This window comes from Pedobacter sp. UC225_65 (genome assembly GCF_042698365.1).
Lineage (GTDB): Bacteria > Bacteroidota > Bacteroidia > Sphingobacteriales > Sphingobacteriaceae > Pedobacter.
This window is the reverse complement of the sequence record NZ_CP170550.1, coordinates 815,582-827,681: the sequence shown is the minus strand read 5'-3', so window position 1 is coordinate 827,681 and position 12,100 is coordinate 815,582. Positions and strand designations below refer to the sequence as shown.

Annotated in this window: 10 protein-coding genes; 7 read left to right on the top strand and 3 right to left on the bottom strand. The window is 38.7% G+C overall.

The annotated features are described in order from the left end of the window. Nucleotides 1–15 precede the first annotated feature (15 nt). From ACFJIZ_RS04300 to ACFJIZ_RS04290, 3 genes are read right to left on the bottom strand one after another with little or no spacing between them, the layout of a single operon-like run. Nucleotides 16–1,404: a triple tyrosine motif-containing protein gene (locus tag ACFJIZ_RS04300; protein ID WP_379090981.1), complete on the bottom strand. Its 1,389-nt coding sequence runs from the start codon at nucleotides 1,402–1,404 to the stop codon at nucleotides 16–18. After that, the gene (locus tag ACFJIZ_RS04295; RefSeq protein ID WP_379090979.1) at nucleotides 1,374–2,102 is read right to left on the bottom strand and encodes a two-component regulator propeller domain-containing protein; all 729 of its coding nucleotides are present in this window, start codon (nucleotides 2,100–2,102) and stop codon (nucleotides 1,374–1,376) included. Before ACFJIZ_RS04295 ends, ACFJIZ_RS04300 begins: the two co-directional genes overlap by 31 nt. After that, nucleotides 2,075–2,887 carry a hypothetical protein gene (locus tag ACFJIZ_RS04290; protein ID WP_379090977.1) on the bottom strand — a complete coding sequence of 271 codons (813 nt, stop codon included), beginning with the start codon at nucleotides 2,885–2,887 and terminating at the stop codon, nucleotides 2,075–2,077. Before ACFJIZ_RS04290 ends, ACFJIZ_RS04295 begins: the two co-directional genes overlap by 28 nt. A gap of 287 nt (nucleotides 2,888–3,174) precedes the next feature. Between ACFJIZ_RS04290 and ACFJIZ_RS04285 the strand changes: the two genes are divergently transcribed. From ACFJIZ_RS04285 to ACFJIZ_RS04255, 7 genes are all read left to right on the top strand, one after another. Next, nucleotides 3,175–6,279 carry a SusC/RagA family TonB-linked outer membrane protein gene (locus tag ACFJIZ_RS04285; RefSeq protein WP_379090975.1) on the top strand — a complete coding sequence of 1,035 codons (3,105 nt, stop codon included), beginning with the start codon at nucleotides 3,175–3,177 and terminating at the stop codon, nucleotides 6,277–6,279. 11 nt (nucleotides 6,280–6,290) lie between these two features. Next, complete coding sequence (locus ACFJIZ_RS04280) at nucleotides 6,291–7,169, top strand: RagB/SusD family nutrient uptake outer membrane protein (protein WP_379090973.1); 879 nt, start codon at nucleotides 6,291–6,293, stop codon at nucleotides 7,167–7,169. A gap of 42 nt (nucleotides 7,170–7,211) precedes the next feature. Further along, the gene (locus ACFJIZ_RS04275; RefSeq protein WP_379090971.1) at nucleotides 7,212–7,796 is read left to right on the top strand and encodes a RagB/SusD family nutrient uptake outer membrane protein; all 585 of its coding nucleotides are present in this window, start codon (nucleotides 7,212–7,214) and stop codon (nucleotides 7,794–7,796) included. A gap of 11 nt (nucleotides 7,797–7,807) precedes the next feature. Then, a complete protein-coding gene (locus tag ACFJIZ_RS04270) occupies nucleotides 7,808–8,236 on the top strand; it encodes a PKD domain-containing protein (RefSeq protein WP_379090969.1) in 429 nt (142 codons plus the stop codon). Next, complete coding sequence (locus ACFJIZ_RS04265) at nucleotides 8,237–9,223, top strand: hypothetical protein (protein WP_379090967.1); 987 nt, start codon at nucleotides 8,237–8,239, stop codon at nucleotides 9,221–9,223. It abuts the gene before it with no gap. A 53-nt stretch (nucleotides 9,224–9,276) separates the two neighbouring features. After that, the gene (locus tag ACFJIZ_RS04260) at nucleotides 9,277–10,152 is read left to right on the top strand and encodes a family 16 glycosylhydrolase (RefSeq protein WP_379090965.1); all 876 of its coding nucleotides are present in this window, start codon (nucleotides 9,277–9,279) and stop codon (nucleotides 10,150–10,152) included. A 317-nt stretch (nucleotides 10,153–10,469) separates the two neighbouring features. After that, entirely contained in the window at nucleotides 10,470–12,086 is a 1,617-nt protein-coding gene (locus tag ACFJIZ_RS04255; RefSeq protein WP_379090963.1) for a CTP synthase, read from the top strand. The last annotated feature ends 14 nt before the right edge of the window (nucleotides 12,087–12,100 follow it).

Here is a 12,100-nt window from a genome sequence, read left to right as displayed (position 1 = left end):
TTCAATAGTCATTAATTAGCTTTTATTGAACAAGAAATCGAAGAGGTTCACTTCAGGTTTTAGCCCCAATTTCTTCCGTAAGCGATATCGGCTTACTTCTACCGCTCTTGAGGTGATGTTGAGCAGTTGGGCAATCTCTTTTGAAGACAGGTTCATTTTTAGATAGGCACAGAGTTTAAGGTCGCTTGGACTAAGGTTTGGATATTTATCTTTAAGGTTACTCAAGAAATTGGCATGCACGTGGTCAAAATGAACGGCAAACTGGTCCCAATCGTTATCCAGTTTTTTAGCTTCGTTCAATAAGCGTATTACCTTTTTTATATCGTTAGCCGTATCTTTATGCGTTGTCTGTTGCACCAAAGGCAACAACTCATCACCTATTTTAGAAAGCAATTTGCCCCGCTGTACCAAATGCATGGTAGTGGTTGCCAGCTCTTTGTTCTTAAACTCTACATCAGCCTCTAACTGTTTCTTCTGTAATTTGGTAATCTGCTGTTCGTTTCGCTCTATCTCCAATTGATGTTTTTGCCTTAGGTTATCCTGTTCTTTTTGATGCTCCTTTTCCTGTAGCTTGATGATCAGGTACAACAGAAAAATAAAACCTATAAAATAAATGATATAGGCCAAATTACTTCTATACCAAGCCGGGGCAATGGTAAAACTATAACTAACAGGCTCTGATTCATTACCCAGATTGTTCCTTGCCTTAACTTTAAATGTATAATTGCCATGCGCCAAATTGGTATAATCCTTTTCGCTTTTGCTGCTCCATGCCGACCAATCCTCTTCGTAGCCCTTCAATTGAAAACTGTACTCTATGTTCTCCCTTTGCTCAAACAAGGTTGATGCATATTCAAAATGTAATGAATTGAAGCGATAAGGTAATTTAGCAATGTATTTCTTTTTGTTCTTAGTATCATTGAAATATCCACCAAACAGCAAGCTATCTATTTTACCTACAATACGCACCTGGCCCAATAATACATTTGGTTTATAGATATTAGCAGCATATTTCTGATAATCCAAGTGAATCAATCCCTTATTGGCGCCTATAAATATATTGTTGTCGTTATAAGGATATATATTTTCGAAACCGGCTACTATTTTTTGCGTTAGTTCAGGAAGTTCGACAATGGTAAAATTCTGGTTTCCAGATTTCTTCTTTAAATCAACTACACCTACTTTTTTATCTGATACAAACCATAATTTCCCAGTTGCATCCTCTACCAAACATTGAATTGGGATATGCTTAAAAATCGGTCTAAAAAAAGTACTGACCTCAAATTTCTTCTTTTTGGCATTATACTCATAAATTCCATCGGCTGTTGCCGCAACTATCTTATTCCTAAGCGCAAACACATAATTATATAATGTTAATGGTAAGCCGTCTTTCTCTGTAAGCAAAGTTGTTTTAATGATCTGCTGACCATCTGCAGAAGATCCATCTTAAAAATGCCACGGTAAGGGTGTGCGGCCCAAATGCAATTGACCTTCTTATCAATGGCCACAAACCTTAATGGCTCATTTAACGACAGAAAATTACGATTGTTTATAAATTCATCATTTTTAAAATCCAGTATCTGCAAACCTGTATAAGTACCTGTAATTACCTTATCTCCTAGTGGTCTGTACAACCAGGTGCCTATTGCATCGTATAATTGTTTTGCATTATTGCCTTTAATATCAAAAGCCCCCTCTTCATTGGCCAACAATAAGTGTTTATTGATTTCTGCTAAGCCCCAGGTCTGACCTTTTGTATTATTTACTTCAGCAAATTTAGATTTGCTATTGCTGATATCGGTCTGGCCAAGACTTACAGGTGCAGAAAAAAGTCCATTTGAGGTACCTACATATAATTTATGATCAAAAATTCGGCTAGCATAACTCGAGATCTGTTTGTTCCGATCTGGATAGATATGTTTGATTGCACTGTTAAATGCAATAAAGGAAATCCCATCATCAAGTCCAAGCCAGAGGTTTTGATGATGGTCGATAAAAATACTTCGGATATTGTTATTCAACAGTCCTTCGGCATAAGAAAACTGTCTTTCTAAAACCCCTTTCTTGTTGATGATCAATAATGCCGACGAAGTGGTACCCAAAGCATAAAGGTCATCGTTGATCTGAATTGCACCATTGATCGATCACTATAAAATATGGGATCAAGCGGACTGCTTTTTTTGATCAGTTTATTGTCCTTTAATAAGAATAAACCATCTTTTAAAGTAGTGATCAATAGTGTATCTCCTCGGTAAGGAAGGGAGGCAGTAATATTTGAGTTGATGATCCTTGGGTCATTGCATTTGACGACCCATTTCCCATCTTTTAAGGTCTTTAAGCCAATATTTATTTCTTGCGCTACAATTTCATTGTTGGCCACGCCCATATAAACCCAAGTGAGCTGGGTTCTGTATACATCTATTTTATTGTTCTTTAACCTAAATATTTTGTTAACCGTCCTAAAATATACTTCATCATTAAGCAATACAATATTCCAGACATCTGCAAACTGCCTGTCCCCTGCCGGGATAAGGTTTTTAAGTGATTTATAGGTCAGCACTCCATTTTTATTGGGATAATAATAACCGATTTCGTCTTGTGCACCCACAAAGACCTTTCCTTGTTTATTTATTTTAACCGACCTTACAACTGTTTTGTTTGGAAAAGGATAACGCTTCCAATAAGCTCCATTAAAAGTCAATAGGCCTTCATTGTTAGCAAAGTATAAAACTCCCTGACCGTCTTGGGCAATACCCCAGTTTTGTGTACCCGCTCCATAGTCCAAACCAGTATAACTTGTCACTTGGGGCAAGCCAATAGGATCTTGAGCTTTAGCCAAACAATTGGGCAGTAGATAGAGCAATAAGATCAAAAAAGTAAATCTCATTTCTTAAAAAAGATTAGTTCAGTTAACAGTTAATAATTGGTTATGGTACTTGGTGATTATTGTTTGATGAAGATAACAAAATTCATCTTGTTGTGGTAACATATTGCGTATTCTAATCGATTTTGCAGAAAAAAGTTGTTCTTGTATGGGTATTGTAGTGGGTAACTTTTTCATATTCGGGTACTTCCAAGTATATATTTGTGTTACATCCATTGCCAATATTGACTTGTTTCTACAAGTTGATAAAGGTGATAACTAACTAAAATATAAACTTTAATTTATTTGTTATGAAAGGAAAATCTACGTTCATTCTTTTGCTGTTTTCCCTATTTTTTTCTGCCAGTGTCTGGGCACAGGAGATAGATGTATCGGGAAAAGTAATTTCCAAAAGTGATGGATTACCCATACCTGGGGTATCGGTCCAAATTGAGGGAACAAAAATAGGGGTTGCCACCGACCAAAATGGTGCTTTCCGAATAAAAGTTCCAAAACCAGGTTCAGTGCTAGTCTTTTCACAGATAAGCATGGAAACCCAAACATTTACAGTTAACAACAACCAACCCATCAGTATTGTATTGACCGAACAAACGAGTGGCTTGGGCGAAGTAGTGGTAGTTGGCTACGGTACACAAAAGAAAAGTATAGTTACTGGAGCTATTTCTCAAGTAAAAGCATCAGACCTAGAGAACATGCCAGTTACACGTGTCGAGCAGTCTTTACAAGGCAGAACATCGGGTTTAACTATTACTTCTAGTTCTGGTCAACCAGGTGAAGGTGCTACCCTAAGAATCAGGGGTACAACTTCCATTAATAACAGTGATGCCTTATTCGTGGTTGATGGTGTGCAAGTTGGTGGTGGTATAGACTACCTTAACCAAGCCGACATCGAGTCTATCGAGGTTTTAAAAGATGCCGCTTCTGCAGCCATCTATGGTGCAAGAGCAGCAAATGGTGTTATCATCATCACTACAAAAAGAGGAAATAAAAATGGAAAGATGAGCGTTAACTACAACACTTATCTAGGTACGCAGGCACCTTCTAGAAAATTAGACCTGCTAAATGCTACACAGTTCGCTACACTTTATAACGAGGCACAGTTAACAGCAAACCCAAATATTGCCGCACCTCGTTTTCCTAATCCATCTCAATATGGCGTGGGTACAGATTGGCAAGCAGCAGTGTTCAATAACAGTGCAAAAATCCAAAACCACGAGCTCAGCATTAGCGGTGGCAATGAAAAATCTACTTATTACAGTTCTTTCGGCTATTTTGATCAAGATGGTATTGTGGCTACAAGTAATTCGAAATATAAAAGATTTACCGCACGTTTCAATTCAGACCACCAAATCACCAAAGCCATTAAATTTGGACAGACTATTGGTTACACCCGTACCAATTCTGTAGGTGTAAGTACCAATAGCGAATATGGTTCGCCACTTGGCAGAGCGATCAATATGGATCCATTAACTCCTATTATCGAAACTGATCCTGCCAAAATCAATGCAAGCCCATACAGTACAAATCCAGTAGTAAGAAACTCGCAAGGCCTACCTTACGGGATATCTACCATTGCTCAATCAGAAATCTTAAATCCCTTAGCTGCATTAGCTGTGGCACAAGGTAATGGATGGTCTGACAAAGTTGTAGGTAATGTATACGTAGAAGCAGAAATTATCAAAGGATTAAAAGTAAGGTCACAAGGCGGAGTCGATCTGGCATTTTATGGTGGCCAAGGCTTTACCCCTGTACATTATTTAAGTCCAACATTTAGTGTACTTGTAAATTCTTACAACAGAAACCTTAACAGAGGTCTGTTTTGGTCGTTAGAAAATACCGTTAGCTATAATAGATCAATCCAAAAACACAATTTCACTGCGTTATTAGGTTATTCTGCACAGAAAAACAAAGGTGAAGGACAAAGTGCAACCTATCAAAACCTACCTGTAGACAATCTTAAAGACGCTTCTTTACGATTTGCCGTAGCTAGAGAAAACCGTGATGCTGGCGGTTCTGAGTATCTCAATACATTGAACTCAGCATTTGCTCGTTTAACTTATAATTACGACGAAAAATATTTATTCACTGGTATCATCCGTAGAGATGGGTCTTCGCGTTTTGGTCCGAATAACAAATACGGTTACTTCCCTTCTGCATCTGCAGGTTGGGTAATCACTAGAGAAAGCTTTTTCCCTCAAAACAAATATGTTAATTTCTTAAAGCTTAGAGGTTCATATGGTGTAACAGGTAATGACAATATTGGTGATTTTAGATACCTATCTACTGTAAGTGGTGGCAGAAACTATACTTTGGGCACCAGTGCGGGCTTAAACATTGGTGTTAGTCCAGATGCACTATCTAATCCAGATCTAAGATGGGAAGAAACATCATCTACTGATATTGGCCTAGATGCAACTTTATTTAACAATGTAAGCTTAACTGCAAACTGGTACAAAAAGAAAACTACGGGTATGTTGTTGCAGATTGCTGTACCTGGTTATGTAGGTAACAACGGTCCAATTGGTAACATTGCAGATCTAGAAAACTCTGGTTTTGAGTTAGAGCTAGGCTACAATAAAAAAATCGGCGATTTTTCATTTAGGGTTGCTGCCAATGGATCATTTGTAAAAAACAACATCGTTTATTTAGGTGCCGACAAAGAATTTTTGGGTGGACAAACTGTTACTCCTCAAAACTTAGAGGTAACACGTACCAAACTTGGCCATGCCATCGGTTCATTTTATGGCTATAGAAGCGATGGTTTGTTCCAAAACCAAGCAGAGATCAACAATTATAAAAACAGTGCTGGCGGTTTGATCCAGCCAAATGCCAAACCAGGTGACATTAAGTTTCTTGATGTAAATGGTAATGGATCAATCGACCCTAACGATAGAGATATCATTGGTGATCCAACTCCAGATTTCACCTATGGCATTACATTAAATGCAGCGTACAAAGGTTTTGACATGGTTTTATTAGGTACTGGCATTGCTGGTAATCAGATATTCAATGCAACAAGAAGATTTGACCTACCAACTTCAAACTATAGCACTGCTATCTTAAATAGATGGACTGGCGAAGGAACAAGCAATAAAATACCTAGGTTAACCTTAAACGACACCAATGAAAACTATAGTAGGGTTTCGAGCCTATTTATAGAAGATGGTTCTTATTTCAGGATCAAAACATTACAGGTTGGTTATACCCTACCTAACAAACTAACTCAAAAGGCAGGTATCAACAAAATCAGATTTTATGTAATGGCAAACAATCTATTGACCATTACCAAATATACAGGCTTTGACCCAGAGATCGGTGGTGGCAGTTATGGTGTAGATCGTGGATTTTATCCACAAGCAAGAACTTATTTTGCGGGTATAAATGTTGGTTTTTAATAATTAAAATGATGAAAAATAAATATATAAAAAGCACGATCGCAATAGTTGCGATGATGCAGATTTTTGTATCATGTAAGAAAGATTTTTTAGAATTAACCCCAAAAGGAACAACACTAGAAGACAATTTCTACAAAAATGAAAAAGAAGTAATGCAAGGCGTTATTGCAGTTTACGATGTAATGCAATGGGGTACAACCGGTGGATATACCATGAAGATGCCTTTGTTGAGTGCTGCTTCTGACGATTGTTGGGCAGGTGGTAGTAATGCCGCGGATCAACCAGGATGGGTTGCATATGATAATTTTAACTTAAGTTCATTTGTTGGCCCACAGGGTGGTTTGTGGAACAAAAACTATAGCGGGATCAATCGTGCCAACTTGATATTAAGCAAAATTGATAAATCGACTACCCTATCTGCTTCTTTTAAAACAAGAGCAATTGCAGAAGCTAAGTTTTTAAGGGCCTATTTCTATTTTGACCTGGTAAGATGGTTTGGTAATGTTCCTTTGATCACTACTTCATTACCAACTGCAGAATTGTACACACAGAAACAATCGGCCCCAGCACAAATCTATGCGCAGATAGAAAAAGACTTGAGAGACGCAATTGCTGGCCTACCTGCTGTTGTTTCGGCTGCAGAAAAAGGCAGAACATCCCAGGGTGCTGCAAAAGCACAATTGGGTAAAGTTTTATTGTATCAAAACGACAATGCCAAACTGAGTGAAGCCATTACTTTATTTGAAGATGTAAACAGAACTGGCAATGCTTATGGTTATAGGTTAATGACCAATTATGCAGACATTTTTGATCCTGCAAATAAATTCAACGTCGAATCTATCTTAGAAATCCCTCATTCAAATAATGCAGCTTGGGGCGATTGGGGATGAATCAACGGTGGCGAAGGTAATGTAGCCACTCAATTTATTGGCATGGATACCTATAATGGCGATACTTATTCTAGCGGATGGGGTTTTTGTCCAGTAACATTAGATTTGGTAAATGCCTTAAAAAATGACCCTCGTTTTGCGGCTACGATTATTGATGGCGCTGCTTTAAAAGCTGCTGGTGCTACCTACAATGCCCGTTACCAAAACACCGATTATTTCATCAAGAAATACGCGCCATTAAAAGCCTATCGCTCAACTTTGGGTGTAGCAGAACAAAATTGGCCTATCAATGAAATCGAAATCAGATTGGCCGACACTTATCTGATGCAAGCAGAAGCATTGGTTAAAAGTGGTAGTAACCCTGCAAGAGCTAAAGAATTGTTGGATGCCGTTAGGGCAAGGGTTGGTTTGGCATCTGTGCCAGCAACATTAGACAACATCTACAACGAACGCAGATTGGAATTGGCAACAGAAGGACATCGCTTTTTTGACTTGGTACGTACAGGCAGAGCTTTGGCCGTTTTAGGCCCTCTTGGTTACAAAGCTAACAAAAGTGAATACTTACCTATTCCACAATCTGAAATCGATGTTACTAAAGGAGTTATTAAACAAAATCCAGGTTATTAATCATTCAAAAAATGAAATCAATTCAAAACACAATAAAAACATCAATCTGGCTCAGTTTATGTTTGATGTTCACCCTGATCAGTGCTTGTAAAAAGGACGATGCCGTCAAAGACCTTGGCGTTGCTCCTACTTCAGAACAGGTTAAGTTTAGCAACACACCAACAAGTACCAATGCCAATATCATTAACTTCAAAAACGAATCCCCAGGTTTTAGAGCCTTCTGGGATTTTGGAAATGGAGCAACTGCTGAAGGAAACGACGTACAAGCATCGTACCCTTTAGCTGGCAATTATACCGTTAAATTAACCATTGTAACTGATGGTGGTTACGCATCATCCACAAAAACCGTAACCATAGCTGCAACAAACCCTGCCATGTTAACAGATCCAGCATTTACTACCTTATCTGGTGGTTTGGGCAATCCAACAGGCAAAACTTGAGTGATCGATCAAACACAACCCGGACATTTGGGTGTGGGGCCAATTACATCACAGTTCCCAGATTGGTACCAAGCTGGTCCAAATGAGAAAGCTGGTTTAGGCTTTTACGATGATGAGATGATCTTTAACATGAATGGATTAAAATATACTTATGCCAACAATGGAACCACATTTGCCAATGCATCAAATGCACCGGGTATTGGTGGCCCTGTGGGCACTGTTGATCCAAACGTTAGTTATACCCCAGCAACCAACCTTACTTGGTTGGTAACCACCATCAATGGCAATAAGTACATCACCATTAGTAACAATGGTTTTATATCTTATTATTTAGGCGTTTCACAATATCAGATCCTCTCACTCACTGAGGATGAAATGTGGTTAAGGTGTTTGGACAAATCAAATGCAGGCAATGCCTGGTATTTAAAACTGATCAGAAAAGGCTATGTTAGACCAGTTGTACCTCCAGTACAAAAACCGATGCAAGCCGCTGATCTAAGTGACGATTTCCAGACCACTTCGAACATTACCTGGACTGCAGAAAACATGGATTTTATTAGATCTTACGACAATCCGTCTAAGTTCCCATTAAATACCTCTGCTAAAGTTGGATATTACGAAAAACGTACCGGCGATGATGGCCAATATGGCAATTTAAATGTTACTTTGCCTTATCGTTTTGACCTAACCACAAAGAACAAGATCAGAATGAAAGTATTTATTCCAAGTGGAAATGATTTTACCAAAGTTAAACCGACTGTATCCGTTAAACTTCAAAACTCATTGCTTGGTGGTAATGCATGGCAAACACAGATTGAGATCGTGAAAACCATTCTACCTTCGCAATACAATACATGGATCCAGTTGGAATTTGATTATTCAGGTTCTTCTGCACAAACATTATACGATAAGATTGTGGTACAATTAGGTGGCGAGGGACATCCTCACCCAGGTATCTTCTTTATCGATGATTTTGAATTTAAATAAGAAACACCTTACTGTCTGGTCTATGGCCAGACAGTAAATTAACTCAAGAAAAGATGGTTAAACCGTTCAAAAAGTTATATTACTTTATTGCGCTCTCAGCAAGTTGTATCTTATCATGTCAATCTTGTTCCACAAAAAAGGAGGATGATATCATTATTACTCCCCCAAAACCTGTAGAGATCGTAGACAAACAATGGAGTTTTGAGGCCACTCCTACTTGGGCCGACGAATTTGATTATACAGGTTTGCCGCTCGATTCCAAATGGGACTACGACCTTGGTGGATCAGGTTGGGGAAACAACGAAAAGCAATATTATACCAATTCGATCAACAACGTCAGCGTTGCTGATGGTAAACTATCAATTATTGCGCGAAAAGAAAACATGAGTGGCATGGCTTATACTTCTACCAGACTTGTAACCAGAAACAAGATGGATGTATTGTATGGCCGCATAGAGGTGAAAGCAAAATTACCATCTGGAAGAGGAACCTGGCCTGCTATATGGATGTTGCCTACCGATCGATCTTATGGCGACTGGCCAAAATCTGGAGAGATAGACATTATGGAGCATGTAGGTTATGACCAGAACAATGTACATTTCACCACCCATACAGAAGCTTATTACTTCAAGATCAATACGCAAAAAACCAGTACAAAATTAATTCCTGATGCCAGTACAGCCTTCCATGTGTACCGTGTAGACTGGACTCCTTATGCAGTACGTGGTTATTACGACAACGCAATGGTTTTTGAATTTGCCAATGAAGGCACTGGTTATAAGGTATGGCCATTTGACAAAAGGTTCCACCTGTTGCTGAATGTTGCTGTTGGTGGCGATTGGGGTGGTGCACAAGGTATAGATGACACCATCTTCCCTCAAAAAATGGAAATAGACTACGTTCGCTATTACAAAATGATAGAAAAATAAAATGTGGTAACATTTAAAAAATGTCCAGCTTTGTCTGGACATTTTTTTTGAAATATAATATCCCCAGCTCTTCAAAAAAAGTTGCGTCCTTTCTGTTTTTAGGAAGAAAATCTATAGATAAACCAATAGATAATCAGGTTTTCATCTTCATTTTTCTTTCGTTAACACCATAAGCCAATCTTTATCAAGCTCCTATCAACCTCAAAAAATATTTAGCGAATAAACTGTTAAAACCAGATTTTTGTGTAACTTTGTATCCCGTACAAAAGCAATTAAAAAGGCAATCACAGCCCGATTAATTTCACAAACTCACAAACATGACTAAGTATATTTTTGTTACGGGCGGTGTTACTTCCTCATTAGGTAAGGGCATCATCTCCGCTTCATTGGCCAAACTTTTACAGGCAAGAGGTTATCGTGTAACCATCCAAAAATTCGACCCTTATATCAACATCGATCCAGGCACATTAAATCCTTATGAGCACGGCGAATGTTATGTAACCGAAGATGGAGCTGAAACAGATCTAGACCTTGGTCACTACGAGCGTTTTTTGAATACACCAACTTCTCAGGCCAACAACATCACTACTGGTCGTATTTACCAAAATGTGATCAATAAAGAAAGACAGGGAGATTATTTAGGTAAAACGGTACAGGTTGTACCCCACATTACCGACGAGATCAAACGCAACATGCGTATCCTTGGCGACAGTGGAAACTATGATATCGTGATCACCGAATTAGGTGGTACCGTTGGCGACATCGAATCACTTCCGTTTATTGAAGCTGTACGTCAGTTTAAATGGGAAGAAGGTTCGAGCAATGCCATTGTGATCCACTTGACATTGATTCCGTTCCTAGCAGCAGCTGGCGAATTAAAGACCAAACCAACACAACACTCGGTTAAAGCTTTGTTAGAATATGGTATCCAACCAGACATTTTGGTTTGCCGTACCGAACACCACATCAGTAGTGATATCCGTAAAAAAATTGCCTTGTTCTGTAACGTAAACATCAATGCAGTAATCGAATCTATCGATGCATCGTCTATCTATAGCGTGCCTTTGTTGATGATGAAAGAACAATTGGACAAAACAGTATTGAGCAAATTAAAACTACCTGCCAAACACGAACCAGATATGGAAAGCTGGAAAGATTTCTTAGGTCGTTTAAAAAACCCAACCGCCGAAGTTAAAATTGGCCTGGTAGGTAAATATGTAGAATTACCAGATGCTTACAAGTCAATATCAGAGGCATTTATCCATGCAGGTGCCAAAAACGAATGTAAAGTACGTGTAGAATATATTCCATCAGAAAGCATCTATCCTGATAACGTAAAAGAGAAATTGAGCCATCTACAAGGTGTTTTGGTAGCGCCAGGTTTCGGAAGCCGTGGAATCGAAGGTAAGATCGAAGCGATCAAATACGTAAGGGAGCATGAAATTCCTTTCTTTGGGATCTGTTTAGGGATGCAGTGTGCGGTAATTGAATACGGACGTAATGTTTTGGGCTTAAAAGATGCCAACACTACAGAAATCAACGATACTGCCGAGCATCAGGTAATCAACATGATGGAAGATCAAAAAAGCATCACCACCAAAGGCGGAACCATGCGTTTAGGTGCTTATCCATGCGATATCAAAAAAGGCACAAAAGCCTATGCTGCCTACGGAAAACAGCATATTACCGAGAGACATAGACACCGTTATGAATTTAATAACAAATATTTAGCACAATACGAAGAAGCCGGAATGATTGCTTCTGGGATCAATCCAGACAGTAAATTGGTAGAAATCGTAGAGTTGAAAAACCATCCTTTTTTCGTTGGTGGACAATTTCATCCAGAATTAAAGTCAACAGTTGCTAATCCTCACCCACTTTTTGTTAAATTTGTCGCCGCTGCAATGGAGCACGCCAAAAAGAAAACAATATAATACAAGTTTAAAAC